The following is a 25,102-nucleotide window of genomic DNA, read 5'->3' as shown; positions in this document are numbered from 1 at the left end:
TTGGTTTCTGATTAACAGCCAATGCATTGGCCGACAGGAGCGGTTACCTCGGGCAGAAACACAAAGAAGTCCCTGCCTCAACCGCCAGCATCCGAGCTTGTCGCATGCTGTAAAAATTCCCTTGCTCCAGACACGCCAACGCGGGAGCAAGCTCCCGCGCGGCGACATCCTACCAGTCACCGCTTATGCACGGTTAACCGGCCGACCAACAAGCTGATTACTTGTTGTCTTTAACTTCTTCGAACTCAGCGTCGACAACGTCGTCCGCTTTTTCAGCCGAATCAGCTGGCTTGGCCGCTGCATCTGCCGGGTTCGCTTGCTCAGCGTACATTTTCTGTGCAACTGGAGCAGACACCTTGGACAGCTCTTCAACCTTGGCTTCGATAGCGGCTTTGTCGTCGCCTTTAACAGCGGCTTCCAATGCGACTACTGCAGCTTCGATTGCAGTTTTCTCTTCCTCGGTCACTTTATCGCCAGCATCGACGATCATTTTACGAGTCGAGTGAACCAGCGCGTCGCCTTGGTTACGTGCAGCTGCCAGCTCTTCGAACTTACGGTCTTCTTCAGCGTTGACTTCAGCGTCACGAACCATCTGAGCAATTTCGTCCTCGGACAGACCCGAGTTCGCCTTGATCACGATGGACTGGGACTTGCCAGTCGCCTTGTCTTTCGCGCTGACGTTCAAGATACCGTTAGCGTCGATGTCGAAGGTTACTTCGATCTGAGGCACACCACGTGGAGCGGGTGGAATGTCCGCCAGGTCGAACTTGCCCAACGACTTGTTCTGAGCCGCTTGCTTACGCTCACCTTGCAGCACGTGAATGGTCACAGCGCCCTGGTTGTCGTCAGCCGTCGAGAACACTTGCGATTTCTTGGTAGGAATCGTGGTGTTTTTCTCGATCAGAGCAGTCATCACGCCGCCCATGGTTTCGATACCCAGAGTCAGCGGGCTCACGTCCAGCAGCAGAACGTCTTTAACGTCACCGGCCAATACCGCGCCCTGGATAGCAGCGCCCATGGCAACCGCTTCGTCCGGGTTCACGTCTTTACGTGCTTCTTTACCGAAGAACTCAGTCACCAGCTTCTGAACCAATGGCATACGAGTCTGACCACCGACCAGAATCACGTCGTTGATCGAGCCAACGTCGATACCTGCGTCTTTCAGCGCAATACGGCAAGGTTCGATAGTGCGTTGAACCAGGTCTTCAACCAGCGATTCCAGCTTGGCGCGCGAGATTTTCACGTTCAAGTGTTTAGGACCGGTCGCGTCTGCAGTGATGTACGGCAGGTTCACGTCAGTCGACTGGCTCGAAGACAGCTCGATTTTTGCTTTTTCAGCAGCTTCTTTCAGACGCTGCATCGCCAGCGGGTCACCTTTAAGGTTCATGCCGGTTTCTTTCTTGAACTCGTCAACCAGGTAGTCGATCAGACGAATGTCAAAGTCTTCACCACCCAGGAACGTGTCACCGTTGGTCGCCAACACTTCAAACTGGTGCTCGCCATCAACTTCAGCAATTTCGATCACCGACACGTCGAAAGTACCGCCACCCAAGTCATAAACGATGACTGTGTGGTCGCCTTTCGCTTTGTCCATACCGTAAGCCAGAGCAGCTGCGGTTGGTTCGTTGATGATGCGTTTTACGTCCAGACCCGCGATACGGCCGGCGTCTTTGGTCGCCTGGCGCTGGCTGTCGTTGAAGTAAGCAGGCACGGTGATAACCGCTTCAGTCACTGCTTCGCCGAGGTAATCTTCGGCGGTTTTCTTCATTTTCTTCAGAATTTCGGCCGAGATTTGTGGCGGAGCCATTTTCTGGCCGTTCACTTCAACCCACGCATCGCCATTGTCTGCCTTGACGATTTTGTAAGGGACCATCTGAATGTCTTTCTGTACAACTTCTTCGTCAAAACGACGACCGATCAGACGCTTCACCGCGTACAGGGTGTTATGCGGATTGGTCACTGCCTGACGCTTGGCCGACTGGCCAACCAGAATTTCGCCATCGTTGGCGTACGCAATGATCGACGGCGTAGTACGCGCGCCTTCAGCGTTTTCGATAACTTTTGCTTTACCGTTTTCCAGAACCGACACGCACGAGTTGGTGGTCCCGAGGTCGATACCAATAATTTTGCCCATCTTCACTCTCCCTAAATTTGAATTTTTTTGCCGTAGCAGTAATGACCAACTACGGCATTTCTAAACGCATGACATCTAAATGGGGGCCTTGCGGCCGATTTCAAGCCTGCTCGTCAATCGATGGCGAAACCGGCGCTGGCGCCTTGCTGACTACGACCATAGCCGGGCGCAGTAAGCGACCATTGAGCTGATACCCTTTTTGAAACACCTTGAGCACACTGTTTGGCTCCAGGTCAGCGCTTTCCTGCATGGCCATTGCCTGATGGTGCTCGGCATTGAAGGGTTCGCCGTGCGGATCGATCGCTTCCAGGTGATAACGCTTCAGGGTGTCCTGGAACATTTTCAGCGTCAGCTCGATCCCTTCACGCATTGGGCGAATGCTTTCGTCATCCGGACTGGACAGCTCAAGGCCGCGTTCCAGACTGTCGATCACCGGCAACAGGTCGCCAGCAAATTTTTCCAATGCAAATTTGTGTGCTTTTTCAACGTCCTGTTCGGCACGACGGCGAACGTTCTGCACATCAGCAGCCACTCGCAAAGCTTGATCGTTAGCTGCCGCCAGTTGCTCTTCGAGCTCCTGCACACGTGCCACCAGATCTACGCCTGCAACATCAGCAGCCTGATTAGCGTCTTGGTTCTGCGTATCCATAGTCTGTTCGTCTGCCATAGATTTCTCCTTTCAAACTTCGTCCGCGAGCTCGACTCGCGCTTCTGCCTCGGTATATGGGGTCGCAATTTTCAGGTTCAAGAGCCAAAAAGCACTAACAATTGCCTTTTAACGCCTCGGCGCACCCCACCCGCCCATACAAAACAGCCTAAAAAAGCCTCAATGCCAAGCAAATAGAACTAAGCACAGCCATTGTCAGCACGAAACAAAACACTGTATAAATAACCAGACATTACGTTTTGGAGCCGCTCCCATGCTGGTGCACCTGTCCGTACATAACTACGCCATCGTTGAACATCTCGATCTAGAGCTGGATCGCGGTATGAGTGTAATCACTGGTGAGACCGGCGCAGGTAAATCGATCATGCTCGATGCACTGGGCCTGACCTTAGGTGACCGCGCAGACAACGGGGTGGTTCGCCCCGGCGCTGAAAAAGCCGACATTCTGGCCACCTTCGACCTGCAAGACATTCCCGAAGCGCGTGCCTGGCTGGCCGAGCGCGACCTTGAGTGCGATGGCCCGTGCATCTTGCGCCGTGTCATTACCGCCGAAGGCCGCTCGCGCGGCTACATCAATGGCACGCCATGCCCCCAAGGCGACCTCAAGGCCCTGGGCGAACTGCTGATCGACATCCACAGCCAGCATGAACACCAGTCGCTGCTCAAGCCCGACACCCACCGCCGCCTGCTCGACGAATACGCAGGCGCCACCGATCTCGCCCGTCAGGTGCAACTGGCCGCACAACGCTGGCGCCAGACCCGCCAGGAGCTGGAACACCTGTCCAACTCGGGTGATGAACAGCGGGCACGCCATCAACTACTGAGCTACCAGATCGAAGAACTCGAAACCTTGTCGCTCGGTGAACACGAGTTGGAAGAACTGGAGCAGGAGCACAAAAACCTGACCAACGCCGAAACCTTGCTGACCATTTGCCGGCAGGTTGTTGAACAGTGCAGCGAAAACGACTCCGGCAATGTGCTCAACGCCCTGACCGTCAGCCTGAACCGTCTGGCGAGCATTCATAACAATACCGGCTCATTGAACGAAGCCACCGATCTGTTGGCCAGCGCACAAATTCAGGTCGAAGAAGCCGTGGGCGAACTTAACCGCTTCATTGATCACTTTGATGCCGACCCGGGTCGCCTGCAGTACCTCGAAGAACGGCTCGACACCATTTACTCGCTGGCGCGCAAACACCGTGTGCAACCAACCGAGGTCGCCGCACTGCAACAGCGCCTGCTCGATGAACTCGAAACCCTGAATGCCAACGATGAAAACATCGAACGTTTGACCCATGAACTGGCGTCTTACGCACGCCACTATCAAGAGTGCGCACGTGAACTGAGCGACCTGCGCAGCCATGCCGCCACCCGCCTGGGCAGCGCAGTAGAAGAAGAAATCCAGCGCCTGGGCATGCCGGGCGGGCGCTTTGTGATCGAACTGCGCCCACTGAGCAGCAGCGACCCCATGCCTCACGGCCTTGAACACGTAGAGCTGCTGGTCAGTGCAAACCCCGGCCAACCCCTCAAGGCGCTGGCCAAAGTGGCGTCGGGCGGCGAACTGTCGCGTATCAGCCTGGCCATCCAGGTCATCACCGCGCAGACCTCACGTGTCCCTACATTGGTATTCGACGAAGTGGACGTGGGCATTGGCGGCCCAACCGCCGAGATCGTGGGCCAGCTATTGCGCCGCTTGGGCGAACGCGGCCAAGTGCTGACGGTCACTCACCTGCCGCAAGTGGCAGCGCAGTGCCATCAACATCTATTTGTGCACAAAGTGCGCGAAAGCGAGACAACCCGTACCGCCGTCTCAAAATTGAGCAAAAAAGAGCGCGTAGAAGAAGTGGCGCGCATGCTCGGCGGCATCGACCTGACCAAAGAATCGTTGGCTCACGCCAAGAAAATGGTCGTCACGGCGAAGAATTTGGCCGCTTAGCGACGAACGGTCACAAAAAATTACATTTCAGACAGCACGAAGGCGACTCAGAGGTCGCCTTCGATCGTTTCGCGAACCGAAATTCGCGCGACATGCTTATTTACCTGACTTGCGTACGTACAGCACCAGGTTGTGATCCACCAACTCAAAGCCATGTTTAGTGGCAATGGCGTGCTGCAGCTTTTCGATCTCTTCGTCGAAAAATTCAATCACTTCACCGCTGTCCACGTTGACCATATGGTCGTGGTGGCCACCGTCGGCATCAGCCAGTTCAAAGACCGCATGACCACCATCAAAGTTGTGGCGTATCACCAGCCCTGCTGACTCAAACTGGGTCAACACACGGTAAACCGTGGCCAGACCGACGTCCTCGCCCGCGTTCATAAGTGCCTTGTAAACATCCTCGGCGCTCATGTGACGCTGATCAGCAGAGTCAAGCATTTGTAGAATTTTGACTCGCGGCAGAGTCACCTTAAGTCCGGCCTTACGTAGTTCGCTATTTTCAACCATGGTTAGCTTTCTCGCGGAAGCGGCTTCGCAGCTTCTCTTAATACGGGTATGATCGGCGTTTACGTTGTCCCAGCCAAGATAGTGGAAGTCGCCCACCGATGCAAAACACCAAGCTCTTGCTAACCAGTTTCACCTTTGTGGGACTGCTCGCACTCGCCGGTTGTTCATTCCCCGGGGTTTACAAAATCGACATCCAACAGGGCAATGTCGTCACGCAGGACATGATAAACCAGTTGCGCCCGGGAATGACCCGTCGGCAAGTGAAGTTTATTATGGGTAACGCCCTGCTGACCGATACATTCCACCCTGATCGCTGGGATTATTTGTATAGCCTGCAGCCCGGCGGCGGTGAACGCCAACAAGAACGCATCAGTGTGTTCTTCAACCAGAACGATCAGCTCGTCAGCCTGTCAGGCGATTTCAAGCCGGGCGTGAGCCGCGACGAAGCGATTCTGGGCAAAGAAGGGTCGACCGAGGTGATCTCACCGACGGATCCGGCACCAGAACCTGCCGAGAAGAGCGAAGTGCCGGCCAAACCGGGCTCGTTGCTTGATCAAATCCAGAAAGACGTCGACGGCGTTAAAACTGTACCCGTCCCGACGCCTACACCGCTGGACACCCGCGACCAATAATCGCGCGTTGCAAAAAAGCCCGGCATGCCGGGCTTTTTGTTGCCTGCTAAAAAATCGACTTACAGCCCGCTCAATCGCTTGGCTTCGGCCGCTTTGGCAGCACGCTGACGGCGGATCTCTTTGGGATCGGCCAACAGCGGGCGGTAAATCTCGATCCGCTCACCGGCCTGCACCACGCGCACCTGCGGGTCGATGACCTGCTTGCCAAAGATCCCCACAGGGCAATGCTCCAGGTCCAGTTCAGGAAACGCCCGGCCAATCCCTGACGCCAGCACCGCCGCGCGCAACGTTGTGCCCTCAGGCACCGTCAGCGCCAGCAATTGCTGACGCTCAACCGCCGCATAAACCACTTCAATCGCTATCACAGAATCAGCCATACAGCTGCTTGGCGCGCTGGCAAAACGCGTCGACCAAGGTATTGGCCGCCTGATTAAACAGGGGCCCCAAGGTCGCCTTTACGATTGCCCCGGCGTAATCAAAGGTCATGTCCAGGCTGATTTTGCAGGCCTTCTCGCCCAACGGCTTGAACACCCAGAGGCCGTGCAGCTTGGTGAACGGGCCTTCTTCCAGGTTCATCTCAATCGACTGCCCCGGCGTCAACGTGTTGCGTGTAACAAAATGCTGGCTCAAGCCGCCTTTGGCCACGCCCAGACTGGCGCGCATCAGCGACTCGGTGCTTTCGATAATCTCGGCCGATGAACACCACGGCAAAAACTCCGGATAACGCGCCACGTCGTTAACCAGGTCATACAAAGCCTGCGCCGGATACGGCAGCAAGGCGGAACGTTGGATATGGGTAGTCATGTCAGCGTTAATTCCACAGCTGGGCGGCATATACCCTCGGGGTGCCAAGTGGCGCCGCTTAAGCGCATCAAGAAAACAATCAGGACGAACAAGGGCAGCATGATACGCGAGGTAAGAAAATTACGCCCAAGCACTCAAAAATGAGCGTGTATTGTCCGGGAATCAAACTACGTGCTCAAGCACACAGGTTGACCGTAGCCGACTTGCTCGCAACTGCCTATAATGCCGCCCCTATGGCTAAACAGAAGAAGCACCCCACAGGGACCATCGCGCAGAACAAAAAAGCGCGACACGATTACTTCATCGAACATCGGTTCGAGGCTGGTCTGGTCCTGGCCGGCTGGGAAGTAAAAAGTCTGCGTGCAGGCAAGGCACAGCTGGTCGACAGCTACGTGCTCCTCAAAGACGGTGAAGCCTGGTTGCTCGGCAGCCACATCTCGCCGCTGACGACCGCCAGCACGCACGTTATCGCCGACCCGGTGCGCAGCCGCAAACTGCTGCTTAACAAGCGCGAGCTTGAAAAGCTGGCCGCCGCTGTGCAGCAAAAGGGTTACGCGTGCGTCTGCCTCTCGCTTTACTGGAGCAAGCACTTGATCAAGTGCGAAATTGCCCTGGGTAAAGGCAAGAAGGAATACGACAAGCGCCATACCGAGCGTGAGCGCGACTCTGATCGCGAGCTGCAACGCGCGGTGCGCAACAAGGGCAAGGACGACTAAGTCCTGTTGCTGGCTGTTGGCGTACATTCTGTGGGAGCGGGCTTGCTCGCGATTCAGACAACGCGGTGTCTCTAGCACACCGCATTGATCCTATCGCGAGCAAGCCCGCTCCCACAGAGCAGTTCACAGCCCATTACGTCGCTCTGCCCGCGCCACGCGCTGAACTTCCTGACGTACCTCCTCCAATACTTCCTGCACGTACATGAGATGGCGGCTCGCAACGCCCCGCGCATCCTCAGCCCGACCCTCCACAATCGCCAGATACAACTCGCGGTGCTGATCAATCAGCATGTCGCGCGTTTCGCTGCGCTGCTTGTACATGCCGCCAATGTTGGTCACCACGTTGCGCTTGAGCAAATCGAATAACCCGCGAATCGTGTGCAACAACACCGCGTTGTGGCTCGCCTCGGCAATCGCCAGGTGAAAGTTGGCATCGGCCTCCCCTTCCTCGGCCCGGCTCACCTCATCCACCCGCGTATAGCAATCCTGCAACCGCTCAAAGGCAAACCGCAGCCGCTCACGGTCCATCTCGGTCGCACGCAATGCTGCGTAATACGCGCAAGACGCCTCCAGGGTATGGCGAAACTCCAGCAAATCGCGCTGCGCCTCCGGGTTGCTTTCCAGCAATTGCAGCAACGGGTCACTGAAAGTCGAGCCCAGCGACGTCGCCACATAGTTGCCACCGCCCTGGCGGCTGATCAGCAAGCCTTTGGCCACCAACTTTTGAATCGCTTCACGCAACGACGGGCGCGACACCCCAAACTGCTCCGCCAGCGCACGCTCGGCCGGTAAGCGCTCACCGGCCTTCAACGTGCCCTCAAGGATCATGCCCTCAAGCTGCTCGACAATATCGTCCGACAAACGGCGCTGACGGATTTGACCAAACCCCATAACTGCTCTCCACGCACCCGACCACGCGCCGGGCCCTCTATTCTCGCCGATTGGCGCTCGCCAAACACCTATCAGAAAAACCGCCTTTTACCCCATCAGTTGCCCAGGCAACGAACAGCGCGACTAAAGATTAAGTAGCGGCAAATTGACACACGCCATACAAGGCTTTTAACCTAGCCGACAGCGATTGTAAATTGGTATTACCAATTACCCAAATGCAGTCAGCAGCATCGACCAATAACAATTAGGGGCCACCCCATATGCAAACCTGGCAACAGCTTTACAGCCCGCTCGGCAGCCTCGGCTTGTCCGCACTCGCGGCCGTTATCCCGATTGTGTTTTTCTTCCTGGCCTTGGCAGTGTTCCGTCTCAAAGGGCACGTGGCTGGCAGCATTACCCTTGCCTTGTCGATTCTGGTGGCGATCTTCGCCTTCCAGATGCCGGTCGACATGGCGATTGCCGCCGCAGGGTATGGATTTGCTTATGGCCTCTGGCCGATTGCCTGGATCATCGTTGCCGCGGTGTTCCTCTACAAACTGACCGTTAAAAGCGGCCAGTTCGAAATCATCCGCAGTTCCGTCCTGTCGATTACCGATGACCAGCGTCTGCAAGTGCTGCTGATCGGCTTCTGCTTCGGTGCGTTCCTCGAAGGCGCAGCCGGTTTCGGTGCTCCGGTAGCGATTACCGCCGCCCTGCTCGTAGGCCTGGGCTTCAACCCACTGTACGCCGCTGGCCTGTGCCTGATCGCCAACACCGCCCCGGTGGCCTTCGGCGCCCTCGGCATTCCGATTATCGTGGCAGGCCAAGTCACGGGCATCGACGCGTTCAAGATCGGCGCCATGGCCGGTCGCCAGCTGCCGCTGCTGTCGCTGTTCGTACCGTTCTGGCTGGTCTTCATGATGGACGGCCTGCGCGGCGTGCGTGAAACCTGGCCGGCAGCACTGGTGGCCGGCTTGAGCTTCGCCGTCACCCAGTACTTCACCTCCAACTACATTGGCCCAGAACTGCCGGACATCACCTCGGCACTGGCCAGCCTGATCAGCCTGACCCTGTTCCTGAAAATCTGGCAGCCAAAACGCACCGCCGGCGCGCAGATTCCGGGCGTGAGCTCTGACGTAGTTGTTACCGCCAGCGCAGGCGGTTTCGGCAAACCAAACAACTTGATGGTTTCGCCTTACAGCCTGATGCAAATCCTCAAGGCCTGGTCACCGTTCCTGATCCTGACCGTACTGGTCACCATCTGGACCCTTAAACCGTTCAAGGCCCTGTTCTCGCCAGGCGGCTCGATGTACGGCTGGGTGTTCAACTTTGCGATCCCGCACCTTGATCAACTGGTGATCAAAACCGCGCCGATCGTCAACGCGCCAACCGCCATTGCCGCCGTGTTCAAACTGGACCCGATTTCAGCCACCGGCACCGCGATTTTCTTCTCGGCACTGATCTCGATGCTGATCCTGAAAATCGACATCAAAACCGGTCTGACCACTTTCAAAGAGACCCTCTACGAGCTGCGCTGGCCGATCCTGTCCATCGGCATGGTGCTGGCCTTTGCCTTCGTGACCAACTACTCGGGCATGTCCTCCACCATGGCCCTGGTATTGGCCGGTACGGGCGCCGCGTTCCCGTTCTTCTCGCCGTTCCTCGGCTGGCTGGGCGTGTTCCTGACCGGCTCCGACACCTCGTCGAACGCCCTGTTCAGCTCGTTGCAGGCCACCACCGCGCATCAGATCGGCGTCAGCGACACCCTCATGGTGGCCGCCAACACCAGCGGTGGCGTGACTGGCAAAATGATCTCGCCACAATCCATCGCCGTCGCCTGTGCGGCAACCGGCCTGGTGGGCAAAGAGTCCGACCTGTTCCGCTTCACCCTCAAGCACAGCCTGTTCTTCGCCACCATCGTTGGCCTGATCACGCTCGCCCAGGCGTATTGGTTCACCGGCATGCTGGTGCATTAAGCAACAGGGCTATGGTTACACCACGTTAAAAGCGCCGGGGCACGTCCCCGGCGCCCACACTTTATTACCCGGTCTGCCTCGCGGCTGAAGAGGGTTTTCAGCCGCTACCGTGGATCTATAACCGGGACCACCCGGAGACGCCTGATGAGCGAGCTTTTTTACAACGCCGTGCCCAACGCGACCCGTGTCGCCCCACCCCTTCCGACCCCGCGCCATTACCCTGCGCACAAACCCCGCAAGGTCTACCTGTTCGGCACCTGCGTCGTCGACCTGTTCTTCCCCGAAGCCGGGATGGACGCGATCCACCTGATAGAACGCGAAGGCATCGAAGTGGACTACCCGCAAGGCCAAAGCTGCTGCGGGCAACCGGCCTACACCTCGGGTTACACCGACCAGGCCCGCGAAGTGGCCCGCGCACAATTGGCGCTGTTTGCCGAAGATTACCCCGTGGTCGTGCCCTCCGGCTCCTGCGCCGGCATGCTGCGCGAACACTACGAAGACCTGTTCAAAGACGAGCCAGACACCTTGAAAAAGGTCCACGCCCTGGCCGAACGCACCTTTGAACTCACCGAGTTCTTGCTGTTTGTGTGCAAAGTGCATTTCAAGGACAGCGGCGCCCCGATCAAAGTCGCGCTGCACACCTCCTGCTCTGCCCGCCGCGAAATGAACACCCACCTGCACGGCCGCGAAATGCTCGCGCAACTGGGCAACGTCGAGCGCATCGACCACAGCCATGAAAGCGAATGCTGCGGCTTTGGTGGGACATTCAGCGTACGCCTGCCCGATATTTCCGGGGCCATGGTCGCCGACAAGACCCGCGCCCTGATTGAAACCGGCGCACACCAAGTGCTAACCGCCGACTGCGGCTGCCTGATGAACATCAACGGCTCCCTCGAAAAACAGCAAAAAGCCCTGCGCGGTCAGCATCTGGCCAGCTTCCTGTGGCAACGCACCGGAGGTGCACAATGAGTGCGTTGATCCCTGCTGTCGTCATAGAAGACTTCCGCGAGCGCGCCCACGAGGCATTGGCCGACAAACAATTGCGAAATAACTTTCGCAACGCCATGGACTCGCTGATGACCAAACGCGCGGTGTCCTTCAGCGATGCCCACGAACGCGAGCATTTGCGTGCGCTGGGCAATGCCGTCCGCGCCCGCGCCCTGTCCAAACTGCCTGACCTGCTGGAGCGCCTCGAAGCCAACCTGACCCGCAACGGTGTGCAGGTGCACTGGGCCGAAACCGTCGAGCAGGCCAATGACATCGTGCTCTCGATTGCCCGCCGCCGTGCCGCCAAGCAAGTCATCAAAGGCAAGTCGATGGTCAGCGAAGAGATGGAAATGAACCACGTGCTTGGCGCACAGGGCATCGAATGCCTTGAGTCCGACATGGGCGAGTACATTGTTCAGCTCGACAACGAGAAGCCGTCCCACATCATCATGCCCGCGATCCACAAGAACGCCGGGCAAGTGGCCGACTTGTTCCACAACAAGCTCGGCGTTGAATACACCAAAGACGTCGACCAACTGATCCAGATCGGTCGTCGCGTGCTGCGCCAAAAGTTTTTCGAAGCTGACATCGGCGTGTCCGGCGTCAACTTCGCCGTGGCCGAAACCGGCACCCTGCTGCTGGTCGAAAACGAAGGCAACGGGCGTATGTCGACCACCGTGCCGCCGGTACACATTGCCGTCACCGGCATCGAGAAAGTGGTCGAAAACCTGCGTGACGTTGTACCGCTGGTGTCATTGCTGACCCGCTCGGCACTCGGCCAACCGATCACCACCTACGTCAACATGATCTCCGGCCCACGCAAACCCGGCGAACTCGACGGCCCTGAAGAAGTCCACCTGGTGCTGCTCGACAACGGTCGCAGCCAGGCGTTTGCTGACAGCGAACTGCGCCAAACCCTCAACTGCATTCGCTGCGGTGCCTGCATGAACCACTGCCCGGTGTACACCCGCATCGGCGGTCATGCCTACGGTGAGGTGTACCCCGGCCCGATTGGCGCAATCATCACCCCGCACATGGTCGGCCTGGGCAAAGTCCCGGATCACCCCAGCGCTTCGTCGTTGTGCGGCGCCTGTGGCGAAGTGTGCCCGGTAAAAATTCCGATCCCGGCGTTGTTGCGTCGCCTACGCGAAGAGAACGTAAAATCGCCCGATGCCGTACCACGCATCATGCGCGGCCAAGGCAGCAAGTACTCTCGCAAAGAGCGCCTCATGTGGAACCTGTGGGCCAAGCTCAACAGCTCGCCCACGCTCTACCGCGTGTTCGTCAAAGCTGCCACCCGCCTGCGCGGGCTAACGCCAAACAACGTAGGCCCGTGGACCCAAAACCACAGCGCCCCCACACCTGCCGCCCGCTCGCTGCATGACATGGCCCGCGAACACATGGCGAAAAAGTCGGGAGCCTCGCGATGAGCGCCAAGCAAAACATCCTCAACAAACTGCGTAAAAGCCTGACAGGCACCACACCCGTGCCTGACAACTTCGACGAAGCATTGGTGACAGAACCGTGGACCTACACCCCGGAGCAACGCATCCCGCAACTGCGCAAGTTGATGGAAGCCGTGCACACCGAAATCCACCTCACCACCGAGCACGACTGGCCCGCCCTGCTGGCGCAATTAGTCTGCGACCGCCAATTGCCGAGCCTGTTAATCGCCCCAACCACAGCGCACGGGCAGAAAGTGACGGCGCATTGGGCACAAAACCCTGCGCTGCCCCCACTCAAAGCCTACGACCGCCCCGTGGAAGAATGGAAAGCCGAGCTGTTCAATGACACCCCGGCCAGCTTCACCACCACCTTGGGCGCGATTGCTGCCACTGGCAGTTTGATCCTCTGGCCAACGCCAGAAGAACCGCGCCTGATGAGCCTGGTACCGCCGGTGCATTTTGCGTTGCTCAAAGCCAGCCAAATCCGCGACAACTTTTATTCAGTGCAACGTGAAATGAACTGGACCGCGGGCATGCCGACTAACGCATTGTTGGTGTCTGGCCCGTCAAAAACCGCTGACATCGAACAAGTACTGGCCTACGGCGCCCACGGCCCGAAAGACCTGGTGGTATTAATTCTGGAGGACGCATGAGCCTGCCTGCGACGTTTACCCGTGATGCCGAGCGGCTGATCCCCGACGACCGCCGCTTCACCGACCCGCTTTCCACCCTGGCTTTCGGCACCGACGCGAGCTTTTATCGGCTGATCCCGCAACTGGTGATCCGCGTCGAATCTGAAGACGAAGTGGTCGAACTGCTCAACCTTGCCCGTCGCGACCAGGTGCCCGTCACCTTCCGCGCCGCGGGCACCAGCCTGTCGGGCCAGGCCATCAGCGATTCGGTGCTGATCGTGCTCGGCGACAACTGGAACGGCAAAGTCATTCGCGAGCAAGGCGCGCAAATCCGCCTGCAACCGGGGGTCATCGGTGCGCAAGCCAACGCCTGGCTGGCACCGTTCGGGCGCAAGATCGGCCCCGACCCGGCCTCGATCAACGCTTGCAAAATCGGCGGCATCGTCGCCAACAACGCCAGCGGCATGTGCTGCGGCACTGCGCAAAACACCTACCACACCCTGGCCGGTATCCGCGTGGTACTGGCAGACGGCACCCGGGTAGACACCGAAGACGCGGCCAACATCGCCGCCTTTCGTCAAAGCCACGGCGCCCTGCTCGACCAATTGGCGACATTGGCCCGCGAGACCCGCGCCAATACTGAATTGGCTGCAAAAATCCGCCACAAATATCGTCTGAAAAACACCACGGGCCTGTCACTCAACGCCCTAGTCGACTTCGATGACCCGCTGGATATCCTCAGCCACTTGCTGGTCGGCAGCGAAGGCACCCTGGGCTTTATCAGCTCGGTGACCTACGACACGGTCATCGACCACCCCAACAAAGCCTCGGCGCTGATCGTCTTCCCCGACGTAGAGACCTGCTGCAACGCGGTCACCGTGCTGAAAAGCCAGCCCGTGTCAGCCGTCGAACTGCTCGACCGCCGCAGCCTGCGCTCGGTGCAAGACAAACCCGGCATGCCCGCGTTCGTTAAAGAACTGTCGGCCAATGCCTGCGCTCTGCTGATCGAGTCCCGCGCGGCCAGCCAAACCTTGCTGCACGAACAACTGGCGCAGATCATGGCGTCGCTGTCCGACTTTGCGGTCGAGAAACAAGTCGACTTCACCGAAAACCCCGGCGAAAACGCCAAACTCTGGGCGATTCGCAAAGACACCTTCCCGGCCGTCGGCGCGGTGCGCAAAACCGGCACCACGGTGATCATCGAAGACGTGACCTTCCCGGTCGAGCAACTGGCCATCGGCGTAAACCGCTTGATCGAACTGTTCGACAAACACCACTACGACGAAGCGATCCTGTTCGGCCACGCCCTGGAAGGCAACCTGCACTTTGTATTCACCCAGGGCTTTAACAACCCCGAAGAAGTCGCCCGCTACCAAGCGTTTATGGACGACGTGGCGCAGCTCATCGCCGTGGAGTTCGGCGGCTCGCTCAAGGCCGAACACGGCACCGGGCGCAACATGGCGCCGTTTGTTGAGCTGGAATGGGGCAGCGATGCCTACCAATTAATGTGGGCACTCAAGCGTTTGCTCGACCCGCAAGGCATCCTCAACCCCGACGTGGTGCTCAGCGAAGACCCGCACATCCACCTCAAACACCTCAAGCCGATGCCGGCCGCCGACGAGATTGTGGATAAGTGCATCGAGTGCGGTTTTTGTGAGCCGGTGTGTCCCTCTAAAGGCCTGACCCTTAGCCCACGGCAACGGATTGTGATCTGGCGAGACATTCAGGCCAGAAAGCGCGCCGGAGTCGACACCCGCGAGCTGGAAAACGCCTACGCCTACCAAGGCATCGACACCTGCGCCGCTACCGGTTTGTGCGCCCAGCGTTGCCCGGTGGGCATCAACACCGGCGAACTGGTGAAAAAACTGCGTGCGCGCAGCGCCAACCACCTCAAAGCCGCCGACCTGCTGGGTAACCACTTTGCAACCACGCTGCAAGGCGCGCGCTTCACTTTGCACGTGGCCAATGGCGCACGCATCCTGCTGGGTGCGCCGCGCCTGGGCAAAATCTCGGCAGCCCTGACCAAAGCCAGCAAAGGCCGCGTGCCGCTCTGGACCAACGCCATGCCGCAACCCGAGCGAGCAATACGCTTCAGCCCGCCGGTTAAAGATGCTCGCCCGCGGGTGGTGTATTTGGCGGCCTGCGTGTCCCGCGTCATGGGCCCGGCGGCGGGCGACAAAGAGCAAACCTCGTTGCTCGACAAAACCCGCAACCTGCTGGAAAAAGCCGGTTACCAAGTGGTCTTCCCCGAGAACATGGACAGCCTGTGCTGCGGCCAGCCGTTTGCCTCCAAGGGCTACAACGAACAGGCCGAACACAAACGCCAGGAACTCATCGGCGCCTTGCTGCACGCCAGCCGTGGCGGGGTCGACCCCATTTACTGCGACACCAGCCCGTGCACCCTGCGCCTGGTCCAGGACCTGGGCGAAACCCGCCTCGACCTCTACGACCCGGTGCGCTTCATCCGCACCCACCTTGTGGATAAGTTGAACTTCACCCCACAAACCGCCCCCATCGCCGTGCATGTCACCTGCAGCACCCAGCACCTGGGCGAAAGCCAGGCGCTGATCGACATCGCACGGCTGTGCAGCACTGAGGTGGTGATACAGGAAGGGATACATTGCTGCGGCTTTGCGGGCGATAAGGGCTTTACCACCCCCGAACTGAACGCCCACTCACTGCGCACCTTAAAAGACGCCGTGCAGCATTGCAGCGAAGGAATATCGACCAGCCGCACGTGTGAAATCGGCCTGAGCCAACATGGCGGCATCGACTACCACGGCCTTGTCTACCTGGTAGACCGCGTCAGCACCGCTCGTTGAGCGGTGAACAATGTGGGAGCGGGCTTGCTCGCGATACAAACGACGCGGTGGTTCTGAAGACCGCGCCGACACTATCGCGAGCAAGCCCGCTCCCACAGAAATGAGGTCAATAGGACGCGCCTGCTTGCACTCAGGCGCGTGCTGCTCTAGTGCGTCGTCAACCCATCCAGCGACTTATCCACATACGCTTTGGCCAACTCCACCAAATGCATGCTCGACAACACCAAACTGCGCGCATGCCCGCTCAAACCATTCCCCGCCTCACACGCCGAAGCACCCGCGCAGCGCAACAAGTCTGACGCTTGGGCCAAAGCCGCTTCTACATTGACGTTGTCGGGTATGGCATACGTGGCCTGATCCACGTGCCGTGGAGGCTTATGGTCGTGCAGGTAGTAATTGAGGGCGCGCTCGGTGGCCGCGCGGTCTAACGACAGTGCATCGCACTGAACAGCCTCTTGCGAGGGTAAGACAGGTGGATCGGGGACAATCTTTTTCATAGCGCTCTCCAAGTTTAGGGAGCTGCCTTAAATCGCGACTAACGATGGGGAGGCAGCCGTACGCAGGTTAGTCGACCGGCAAACTTGGAAACCGGCGCACTCGAAAGTGCCCTGCGCACGGCCACCATAAAACGCAGGCCCTAGAAAAGGGCCTCGTAGAGGTAGCGCCTTGCGCCAAGTTTACAAGCCGGGCGACTAAACCCGACCGCTGATGTGCAGCGATGGGCCGAGACTATGCCCCGAACTGGACAGGCGCAAGCGAACGAGAGTGTCTAGGAAGTTTCATAAGAAGGAAAGGGATCGGGCCTACGAACCGCCTGAAAACGCCCCCTTTTTGGGCACAAAAAAATTCATCAAATACTGGCCAAACACAGGCAGAACTCCAGAGCGTGGCTATAGTCAATTGGCTTGAGCCCTAACGATTGGGGCATATAACCGAGCCCGGAGCCACCGGGCCTAACTGTGCACAAGGAGCTTGACCCTATGAAACGTACCGCATTGGCTGGTCTGTTTGTATCCGCTGCAATGTTGGCCTCTCCGGTGTTTGCGGCAGATGACCTCTGCCAGATCAACCTGATAAAAATCGCCGATGCCCAAGCCACCCTCATTGCCACCAGCGAAAACACCAAAGGCGACATCGACGCCCTGGTCGAAAAAGCCAAAGGCGAACAAGCGGCGGGTAAAACAGAAGATTGCATCGCGACCACCACCCAAGCCCTGCAGAAACTGCAAAACCTCACCAAAGGCGGCGACGATAAGTAAACCCTTGAGGTTGGCCTTCTGCGCCGAATTGGCGTAGACTGCGCAGCTTGCTGGTTACGGCCAGCAAGCATCGGGGCCGTTTAGGATTCGACGCCGGTTGCGAAACTCTAGGTGCATGCCGAGTTGGTAACAGAACTCGTAAATCCACTGTTGCAACTACTTATAGTTGCCAATGACGAAACCTACGAGGGTCAAGCTCTCGCAGCGTAAGCTGCCTTAGCCATCCTCCTGGTACCTTCGGGTCCAGCAATCACTAGGGGATGCCTGTAAACCTGAAGTGATTGTCATATAGAACAGGATCGCCGTGCAGTACGTTGTGGACGAAGCGGCTAAAACTTACACAACTCGCCCAAAGCACCCTGCCCTTCGGGTCGCTGAGGGTTAACTTAATAGAAACGGCTAAGCATGTAGTACCGACAGCGGAGTACTGGCGGACGGGGGTTCAAATCCCCCCGGCTCCACCACTTCTTCTTCCCAGGAAGACCCAGAAAAGCCGTAAAGCCTAGAGAAATCAAAGCTTTACGGCTTTTTTCTTGCCCGCGCTTTCCCACCTAATCCCAGGGCATCCCACAGTTGACGGGGGCATATATGGGGGCATAAAACGCTCATCAGCTCGCTCGTAGAGGATGTGCCCCCAATGCCCCTGAAAGACACCAACTGCCGCAACGCTAAGCCCCAGGAGAAATCGTACCGCCTGTACGACGAACAAGGTTTGTACTTAGAGGTGCAGCCCAACGGAGGCCGTTACTGGCGCGTAAAGTACCGCTTTCTGGGAAAGGAAAAGCGCCTAGCGCTTGGTGTTTATCCTGAGGTCAGCCTGCAGGAGGCCCGGCGCAAGCGTGATGACGCTCGCGTTCAGCTTGCCGGTGGTCAAGACCCTTCGCTGCAAAGACGCATGGCCAAGGTGGTCAGCCAGCTCGATCACCAACACACCTTTGAATCGGTCGCAAAGCAATGGCTCACTATTCGCGAGTCAACCTGGAATCCGGAGTACACCCGCACGGTACGGCAGCGCCTTGAGCTCAATGCCTACCCCTGGTTGGGAAAACTCCCGATCAGCAGCATCAGCACACCCATGCTGGTCGAAAACCTGCAGCGCATCATCAAGCGCGGCGCTCGCGAGACGGCGCGTCGTGTTGCCCAGATCTACAAACAGATTTTCGAGTTCGCCGAAGCTGCCGGTATCACCCCGCCCAACCAGATTGGCAATCTCTCACGTACGCTCCCAGCCAAGCGGGTGAAACACTTTGCTGCCGTGACCGATCCTGAAAAACTCGGGGCACTGCTCAAAGCACTGGATAGCTACACGGGGACAATGCCTGTTTGTTGTGCACTCAAACTGGCCCCATTGCTGTTCTGCCGGCCCGGTGACCTGCGCCACATGGAGTGGTCGGAGGTCAATCTGGATGCGGGCGAGTGGTTGATTCCCGGCCACAAGATGAAAGGGCTCACTGCCACCAAACAGGATCGTCCGGATCATTTGGTTCCCCTAAGCCAGCAAGCAATCGCTGTTCTGCGCGAGCTGAAACCACTCACCGGCAGACATCGGTATGCCTTCCCCTCGGCACGGGGAGGTGACCGGCCGATGTCCAACAATGCCGTACTCAGCGCGTTACGCCGCATGGACATCAGCGGCGACGAAATGACTGGGCACGGCTTTCGTGCGACAGCGAGAACCATAGGCGCTGAGGTGCTGGGGTTTCGCCCCGATCTTCTGGAGCATCAGCTTGCTCACACGGTAAAAAATCCGCTGGGACGTGCGTACGATCGAACCACCTTTTTGCCGGAGCGGCGTGAAATGATGCAGATCTGGGCCGACTTTTTGGACTCGATAAAACGCTGAATGCAAGCGCCCCCATCAGCCAGCAAGCCTTCAAGCTAATACAAGCACTATCTTATCGCTCCAGTACTGGCTGAATTGCTAAACTGCGCCGATTTGGCGCCTGTAGTGCGCCAGGCGCAGTCCAAAAGGAATTCCTACCGATGTCAGCCTTATCAGCTTTGCTGAATACCTACCGCAGCGCTTCTGTCACCGAACGCGAAAAAGGTACTTATTTCGAAGAGCTGATTTGCACTTACCTCCGCAACGAAGCCACCTACCGCGACCTGTACGACAAGGTATGGGCATATGCGGAGTGGGCGAAGGAGCAGGGCCTTAGCGGTAAGGACGCGGGCATCGACCTGGTGGCGCGCACCCAAGGTACCGGCGAGTACCACGCCATCCAGTGTAAGCTGTATGCCGTGGATTACCGCGTTCAGAAGAAGGACATCGACAGCTTCTTCACTGCCTCGGGCAAGGCGCCGTTCTCGCACCGCATCATCGTAGCCACTACCAACAACTGGAGCGAGCACGCCGAGGACGCGTTGCAGGGCCAGCAGCCCCCGGTCAGTAAGATCGACCTGCAAGCCCTGGAAGACAGCCAGATCGACTGGGCCAAGTACCAGCCCAATCAAGCCGTCGCGCTCAAGGCCAAGAAGCAGCTGCGCGAGCACCAGCAAACCGCGCTGAATGCCGTGGCCGCTGGCCTCAAGGACGCCGAGCGCGGCAAGCTGATCATGGCCTGCGGCACCGGCAAGACCTTCACCAGCCTGAAAATTGCCGAGCAGCAGGCCGGCAAGGGCAAGCGTGTATTGTTCCTGGTGCCCAACCTGTCACTGCTATCGCAAACCCTCACCGAGTGGACGCAGGAAAGCGCAACCCCGCTCCACAGCTTTGCCGTCTGCTCCGACAGCGATGTAGGCAAGAAGCGCAAATCAGAGGATGACGCGGTTCAAGTGTTCACCCACGAGCTGCGCTACCCGGCCACCACCAAGGCGGATCGCCTCGCAGCGGAAATGCTCAAGCGCCACGATGCCGAACACATGAGCGTGGTGTTCTCCACCTATCACTCCATCGACGTAATCAGCCGCGCCCAGGCTGATCATGGCCTGGCCGCTTTCGATCTGGTGATCTGCGACGAAGCGCACCGCACCACGGGTGCCACCTTTGGCGACGATGACGAAAGCAACTTTGTGCGCGTTCATGATGCCGACTACATCCGCGCCACCAAACGTCTGTACATGACCGCTACGCCGCGCATCTATGGTGACAACGCTAAGCTCAAGGCCGAGTCTGGCGAAGTCACCCTGTGCTCGATGGATGACGAAGCGCTCTACGGCAAAGAGCTGTTCGTCATCAACTTCTCCGAGGCCGTTCAGCGCGGCCTGCTCACCGATTACAAGGTGCTAGTACTCACCGTCGAGGAGAGCACCATCAGCCGCCGCCTTCAGGAGATGCTGAAGGACGAGAACAACCAACTCAAGGTAGACGACGCCGCCAAGATAGTCGGTTGCTGGAAGGCGCTGGCCAAGCAGGGACTGGCCGAAAACCTGGTGGGTGATGATCAGCCCATGAAGCGTGCTGTAGCTTTCTGCCAGGTCATCTCGCCCAACTACAAGGGCACCAAGCACAAGGTCAGCTCTGTCAACATCGCCAGCATGTTCCAATCGGTGGTGGAGGCTTATCAGGAGTCAGAAAACATCGATGAAGCCTCACGCATCATATGCGAAGCCGCACACGTCGATGGTGGCATGAATGCCAGCGCCAAGGAAGCCAAGCTCAACTGGCTCAAGGGAGAGCCGCCAGCGAATACCTGCCGCATCCTCAGCAATGTGCGCTGCCTGTCCGAGGGTGTGGACGTGCCCGCGCTGGACGCCGTGCTCTTCCTCACCCCGCGTAATTCCCAAGTCGACGTGGTGCAATCCGTTGGCAGGGTAATGCGCAACGCACCGGGAAAGAAGCGTGGCTATGTGGTGCTGCCGGTGGTCATTCCTGCCGGTATGGAGCCCCACGAAGCGCTCAACGACAACCAGACCTATAAGGTGGTCTGGCAGGTGCTTCAGGCACTGCGCTCGCACGACGACAGCTTCGACGCCATGGTCAACAAGCTCGACCTGATCGGCTCTGACCCGCGCAAGATGGAAGTCATTGCTATCACCGACAAGGCCGATAAAAAGGTAAGGAAAACTAGCGGCACCAGCAACGGCCAGGCAGGCAAAGGCCAGTACGGCATTGGTGAGAAACGCGCTAAGTACGATGTCGAAGGCCAGATGACCCAGCAGGCCGAGCTGGCCTATGAGGTCGGGGAAATCGAGAAGGCCATCTACGCCAAGATCGTCGATAAGTGTGGCAACCGCCACCACTGGGAAGACTGGGCCAACGACATCGCCAAGATCGCCCGTACCCACATCGACCGCATCCAGGGTATTTTGGAGAATCCTGAATACACCCAGGAGAGAGCTACTTTCGCGGCCTTCGCCGCTGAGCTACGCGATGATCTCAACGACAGCATCAGCGATGGCGAGATCGTCGAAATGCTTGCCCAGCATCTGGTAACCAAGCCAGTATTCGATGCACTGTTCGATGAATACAGCTTCGCCAGCCACAACCCCATGTCCAAGGCCATGCAAAGCGTGCTGGACGCGCTTCATGAGCACCACCTGGCCAAGGAAGCCGACACCCTAGAGAAGTTCTACGCCAGCGTGCGTCAGCGTGCTGCCGGCATCAACAACACCCAGGGCAAGCAGAAGATCATCGTCGAGCTGTACGACAAATTCTTCCGCAACGCCTTCCCCAAGATGACCGAGCGCTTGGGTATCGTTTACACCCCGGTCGAAGTGGTGGACTTCATCCTCCACAGCGTCAACCACCTGCTGCTACAGGAGTTCGGCCAAACCCTAGGCAGTAAGGGCGTTCACATCATCGATCCGTTCACCGGCACCGGCACCTTTATCACACGCCTAATCCAGTCGGGCCTGATCAAGCCGGAAGAGCTACCGCACAAGTACAGACACGAGATCCATGCCAACGAGCTGGTGCTACTGGCTTACTACATCGCCGCCATCAATATCGAAGCGGCTTACCATGGTGAAGTGATCGACGAATACGCCCCGTTTGAAGGCATCTGCCTGACCGATACCTTCCAAATGTATGAGAAGGACGACCTGGTAGACGCACTGCTGGAGGACAACAGCGCCCGGCGTAAGCGGCAGAAGGATTTGGATATACGGGTGATTGTGGGCAATCCGCCTTATTCAGTCGGCCAAGGTGACGCCAACGCTAACAACGCTAACGTCCCTTATCCAAGTCTGGATGAGCGCACCCTTTCCCAACCAAGGTAGAGCACCTGCTGATTGCCAGCCCGGCACTCTCATGTTAAATAGTGTCCGTCCCAAGCGTTCCCTATCGATCCGCAACGGGCCGCCACGTCGCCCCGGTAACGACGTTAAAAGCTTTCGCCTCGTTCGCATCAGCTGAACGGGCCGCATCAGCTGCCATTGGCTGATTTGCGTACCTGGTCAGAACACTCGCAGTGCGTTCTGCCCCTAGAAGCCTTAGTGCCCTAGAACTTCTGTAGCCCACAACGACCTCCGACGCTACCGACCATGAATCTCGGAAACGCGCATATACCTATGCGTGTGGCAAAGGCCCCTGCTCGCTATATAGCCAGCCGATACCCGTCTTTTTACCCTTTTTAGCAGTAGTGCCGGAGGACGCTGCCCCACGCTTCAGAACCTCGGACTCAAAACCTATGGCAAAGCACGTTAGCAACTTTGACGACGTCGGCGACGATGACAAGATTCTTCGTTTGCGCGATGTCGAAGCAATCGTCGGCCTAAAACGTTCAACGATCTATCGGAAAATATCGGAAGGCCTTTTCCCGCGACAGCGCCTTTTGTGCGGCTCCAGCGTCGGTTGGCGTAACAGCGAAGTCCAGGCTTGGATTCGGCAAAGGGAGGCGCTGTAATGCAGCGCCGAACACCTCAACAACCGGGCTGGACGATAGAACTCACAGCAGCGGTCGATATTCCAGCGGAAAAAATCCAGTGGATTTGGCCAGGCTGGCTGCCAAAGGCAAAGTTATCCATTCTTGCCGGCGCAGGTGGATGCGGCAAAACCACGCTGGCAATCTCGCTGGCCGCCACGCTCAGCAGAGGTGGTGACTGGCCAGACGGCAGCAAATGTGAGGCAGCAGGCAACATCGTAATCTGGAGCGGCGAGGATGGTATCGCTGATACGATCATTCCCCGCCTTACGGCTGCAGATGCAGACCTAACCCGCGTGCACGTTATCGAGGGGCTCAGAGATCAACGTGGGAACAGACGACAGTTTGATCCTGCAGCCAACTTTTCCCTTTTGGATGAAGCAGCCGCAAGGATTGACGGCGTTTCATTGCTGATTTTCGACCCACTGATCAATCTCATTCGTGGGGATATGCACCGGGCAAACGAAGTTCGGCAGGGGCTACAAATGGTAGTGGGTTTCGCAGAGCAGCATTGTTGCGCTGTCCTCGGTATATCTCACCTGAGCAAAGGTACATCCCAGTCATCCGTAGCTGATCGCGTAATCGGCAGCCAGGCATTCTCAGCGCTTGCTCGCACGGTACTGGTGGCTGGGAAAGCTCAAAATTCCGAAGCGCGAGTGCTTGTCCGACCGAAATCCAACGTCTCCATTAATAGTGGGGGGATAGAGTACTTCGTTGAGCCCTTAGTGATAAACGAGCAGTTGGAAACAACCTGCATCCGGTGGGGAGAGGCCGTCGAAGGTAGTGCTGAAACTATTTTGGCGGATATCGAGCGAGCGCACGGCGAAAGACCAGCATCAGCTACTCAAGAGGCGTGCAGCTTTCTCGAGGAGACGTTGCAAGCTGGGCCTGTTGCAATCAATGCGTTGATGGTTTTAGCTGAAGAACGTTGCATTTCTTCGGCGTCACTTCGCAGAGCCCAGAAACAGCTAGGTATACGTTCATACAAAACAGGTATGCAGGGCGGATGGGCATGGGAGCTTCCCACCGCTTCCTGAAGGCGCTCAACGACGTCGAAGGTGCTCAATATTTGTTTTGAGCACCTTCGTTTTTATTGAACGCCTTCGACTCGCGAGAGAGTCTGTATGCCTGATTCCGCAGATAAAATCCCGGCACGCCAGTCGCACAGGTCGACCACGACTACTTCCCAATGAAATAGAGATTGCCGTTCTTGTTGTAAATCGCGGCAGGTCGAAAGTCCTTAGGCCAATTCCTTCCAGGATAGTATGCATACATCCATTCGGGCAGGTGACGAGCAATACCCTCCAGCGCATCCATGCCGTCCTTATCAGCTCTGCTAGCGTCAGCAAATAGCTCGCCTGAGGGATCGGTCAGGAAAATCGGGCCGTAGGCTTTCTCGGCCGAAATGAACGCTGGCGCAGCGCTCGTCGGAGCGTCGAACGGCGCGGGGTTCCCAGCAGCCAAATCTGCAAGCCTGTCGTACTTCTTGCCTGATCCGTCAGCGTACTTAGCCGGCTCATGACGCAACTTTGAGATTTTTCCACCGAAGTATTTCTCTCTCGCATCAAGCCAGGCCGACCTGACCAACGCAGATGCCTCCTTTGGGTTAGACGCGAGTTCCTCAGGCACCCATGCAGCAACCTGGTAATGATAGACAGGGCCAGCGCGGCCACCACCCAGCAAGAACAACCCGACGCCAAGAGAGGCTGCTCCTGCGCTGCTAAACCCAGTTGGAGGTGACAGGTATCCCAAACCTGCCGTCGCTAGACCTCCAGAACCTTCCGAAGACCGCGGCGCGCTCAGGTTATCTGCTTCATTCCCAACCATTTCATGATCTTGCCCAGTCCCAGTGGACACCCCGTTAAGCGATAAACTGCAACGAGGTGAATCATGGCAAGACAAGCAACC

The 25,102-nt window shown here is 57.8% G+C and carries 20 protein-coding genes, 1 other RNA gene and 1 pseudogene; 14 read left to right on the top strand and 8 right to left on the bottom strand.

Features of this window, described 5'->3' with window-relative positions:
• Positions 1 to 217: 217 nt before the first annotated feature.
• A complete protein-coding gene (dnaK, locus tag GHO41_RS05155) occupies positions 218 to 2,134 on the bottom strand; it encodes a molecular chaperone DnaK (protein WP_153334022.1) in 1,917 nt (638 codons plus the stop codon).
• Between the two features lie 100 nt (positions 2,135 to 2,234).
• Positions 2,235 to 2,801, bottom strand: a complete 567-nt coding sequence (gene grpE / locus GHO41_RS05150) for a nucleotide exchange factor GrpE (RefSeq protein WP_048373243.1) — start codon at positions 2,799 to 2,801, stop codon at positions 2,235 to 2,237.
• 253 nt (positions 2,802 to 3,054) lie between these two features.
• On the opposite strand from grpE, the gene recN reads away from it, so the two are divergent.
• Complete coding sequence (gene recN / locus GHO41_RS05145; protein WP_153433108.1) at positions 3,055 to 4,737, top strand: DNA repair protein RecN; 1,683 nt, start codon at positions 3,055 to 3,057, stop codon at positions 4,735 to 4,737.
• 96 nt (positions 4,738 to 4,833) lie between these two features.
• Here recN and fur read toward each other — a convergent pair whose 3' ends face one another.
• Entirely contained in the window at positions 4,834 to 5,247 is a 414-nt protein-coding gene (gene fur / locus GHO41_RS05140) for a ferric iron uptake transcriptional regulator (protein ID WP_153334081.1), read from the bottom strand.
• Between the two features lie 98 nt (positions 5,248 to 5,345).
• On the opposite strand from fur, the gene GHO41_RS05135 reads away from it, so the two are divergent.
• Positions 5,346 to 5,879 carry an outer membrane protein assembly factor BamE gene (locus GHO41_RS05135; RefSeq protein WP_048373239.1) on the top strand — a complete coding sequence of 178 codons (534 nt, stop codon included), beginning with the start codon at positions 5,346 to 5,348 and terminating at the stop codon, positions 5,877 to 5,879.
• 59 nt (positions 5,880 to 5,938) lie between these two features.
• On the opposite strand, the gene GHO41_RS05130 is transcribed toward GHO41_RS05135, so the two are convergent.
• Both GHO41_RS05130 and GHO41_RS05125 read right to left on the bottom strand, forming a co-directional pair.
• Complete coding sequence (locus GHO41_RS05130; RefSeq protein ID WP_153433107.1) at positions 5,939 to 6,256, bottom strand: RnfH family protein; 318 nt, start codon at positions 6,254 to 6,256, stop codon at positions 5,939 to 5,941.
• Positions 6,249 to 6,683 carry a type II toxin-antitoxin system RatA family toxin gene (locus GHO41_RS05125; RefSeq protein WP_048373235.1) on the bottom strand — a complete coding sequence of 145 codons (435 nt, stop codon included), beginning with the start codon at positions 6,681 to 6,683 and terminating at the stop codon, positions 6,249 to 6,251. Before GHO41_RS05125 ends, GHO41_RS05130 begins: the two co-directional genes overlap by 8 nt.
• A 233-nt stretch (positions 6,684 to 6,916) precedes the next feature.
• Between GHO41_RS05125 and smpB the strand changes: the two genes are divergently transcribed.
• A complete protein-coding gene (smpB, locus tag GHO41_RS05120; RefSeq protein WP_048373233.1) occupies positions 6,917 to 7,399 on the top strand; it encodes an SsrA-binding protein SmpB in 483 nt (160 codons plus the stop codon).
• Between the two features lie 123 nt (positions 7,400 to 7,522).
• Here smpB and GHO41_RS05115 read toward each other — a convergent pair whose 3' ends face one another.
• Entirely contained in the window at positions 7,523 to 8,290 is a 768-nt protein-coding gene (locus GHO41_RS05115; protein ID WP_048373231.1) for a GntR family transcriptional regulator, read from the bottom strand.
• A 260-nt stretch (positions 8,291 to 8,550) separates the two neighbouring features.
• On the opposite strand from GHO41_RS05115, the gene GHO41_RS05110 reads away from it, so the two are divergent.
• The 5 genes from GHO41_RS05110 to GHO41_RS05090 all read left to right on the top strand — a co-directional run bounded on the left by GHO41_RS05110 (position 8,551) and on the right by GHO41_RS05090 (position 16,131).
• Positions 8,551 to 10,245 (top strand): lactate permease LctP family transporter, encoded by a 1,695-nt coding sequence (locus tag GHO41_RS05110; protein ID WP_048373229.1) that lies wholly within the window; start codon positions 8,551 to 8,553, stop codon positions 10,243 to 10,245.
• Positions 10,246 to 10,389: 144 nt separating this feature from the next.
• Positions 10,390 to 11,214, top strand: coding sequence for a (Fe-S)-binding protein (locus tag GHO41_RS05105; RefSeq protein WP_153433106.1), 825 nt, complete (start codon positions 10,390 to 10,392; stop codon positions 11,212 to 11,214).
• Positions 11,211 to 12,662: a LutB/LldF family L-lactate oxidation iron-sulfur protein gene (locus GHO41_RS05100; protein ID WP_048385682.1), complete on the top strand. Its 1,452-nt coding sequence runs from the start codon at positions 11,211 to 11,213 to the stop codon at positions 12,660 to 12,662. The genes GHO41_RS05105 and GHO41_RS05100 overlap by 4 nt, the downstream gene beginning before the upstream one ends.
• Complete coding sequence (locus GHO41_RS05095) at positions 12,659 to 13,330, top strand: lactate utilization protein C (protein ID WP_153433105.1); 672 nt, start codon at positions 12,659 to 12,661, stop codon at positions 13,328 to 13,330. Before GHO41_RS05100 ends, GHO41_RS05095 begins: the two co-directional genes overlap by 4 nt.
• Complete coding sequence (locus GHO41_RS05090; RefSeq protein ID WP_153433104.1) at positions 13,327 to 16,131, top strand: FAD-binding and (Fe-S)-binding domain-containing protein; 2,805 nt, start codon at positions 13,327 to 13,329, stop codon at positions 16,129 to 16,131. Before GHO41_RS05095 ends, GHO41_RS05090 begins: the two co-directional genes overlap by 4 nt.
• 146 nt (positions 16,132 to 16,277) lie before the next feature.
• Here GHO41_RS05090 and GHO41_RS05085 read toward each other — a convergent pair whose 3' ends face one another.
• Positions 16,278 to 16,628, bottom strand: coding sequence for a DUF6124 family protein (locus tag GHO41_RS05085; protein ID WP_153433103.1), 351 nt, complete (start codon positions 16,626 to 16,628; stop codon positions 16,278 to 16,280).
• Between the two features lie 483 nt (positions 16,629 to 17,111).
• Here GHO41_RS05085 and GHO41_RS05080 point away from each other — a divergent pair, with 483 nt between their 5' ends.
• The 6 genes and pseudogenes from GHO41_RS05080 to GHO41_RS05055 all read left to right on the top strand — a co-directional run bounded on the left by GHO41_RS05080 (position 17,112) and on the right by GHO41_RS05055 (position 24,231).
• Positions 17,112 to 17,390 carry a hypothetical protein gene (locus GHO41_RS05080; protein WP_123751760.1) on the top strand — a complete coding sequence of 93 codons (279 nt, stop codon included), beginning with the start codon at positions 17,112 to 17,114 and terminating at the stop codon, positions 17,388 to 17,390.
• 72 nt (positions 17,391 to 17,462) lie between these two features.
• Positions 17,463 to 17,854, top strand: a transfer-messenger RNA (tmRNA) gene (gene ssrA, locus GHO41_RS05075).
• 173 nt (positions 17,855 to 18,027) lie between these two features.
• Complete coding sequence (locus tag GHO41_RS05070; protein ID WP_153433102.1) at positions 18,028 to 19,233, top strand: integrase arm-type DNA-binding domain-containing protein; 1,206 nt, start codon at positions 18,028 to 18,030, stop codon at positions 19,231 to 19,233.
• A gap of 140 nt (positions 19,234 to 19,373) precedes the next feature.
• Positions 19,374 to 22,529, top strand: a pseudogene (locus GHO41_RS05065) (DEAD/DEAH box helicase family protein); the annotation flags it as partial.
• A 431-nt stretch (positions 22,530 to 22,960) separates the two neighbouring features.
• Positions 22,961 to 23,176 carry an AlpA family transcriptional regulator gene (locus GHO41_RS05060; protein ID WP_054881519.1) on the top strand — a complete coding sequence of 72 codons (216 nt, stop codon included), beginning with the start codon at positions 22,961 to 22,963 and terminating at the stop codon, positions 23,174 to 23,176.
• Positions 23,176 to 24,231: an AAA family ATPase gene (locus GHO41_RS05055; protein WP_153433101.1), complete on the top strand. Its 1,056-nt coding sequence runs from the start codon at positions 23,176 to 23,178 to the stop codon at positions 24,229 to 24,231. Before GHO41_RS05060 ends, GHO41_RS05055 begins: the two co-directional genes overlap by 1 nt.
• A 142-nt stretch (positions 24,232 to 24,373) precedes the next feature.
• Here GHO41_RS05055 and GHO41_RS05050 read toward each other — a convergent pair whose 3' ends face one another.
• Positions 24,374 to 25,021 carry a hypothetical protein gene (locus GHO41_RS05050; RefSeq protein ID WP_153433100.1) on the bottom strand — a complete coding sequence of 216 codons (648 nt, stop codon included), beginning with the start codon at positions 25,019 to 25,021 and terminating at the stop codon, positions 24,374 to 24,376.
• Positions 25,022 to 25,102: the final 81 nt, after the last annotated feature.

This window comes from Pseudomonas sp. FSL R10-0399 (assembly GCF_009600165.1).
GTDB lineage: Bacteria > Pseudomonadota > Gammaproteobacteria > Pseudomonadales > Pseudomonadaceae > Aquipseudomonas > Aquipseudomonas helleri.
The sequence above is the reverse complement of the archived record's forward strand: the minus strand, read 5'-3'. Positions and strand labels throughout refer to the sequence as shown.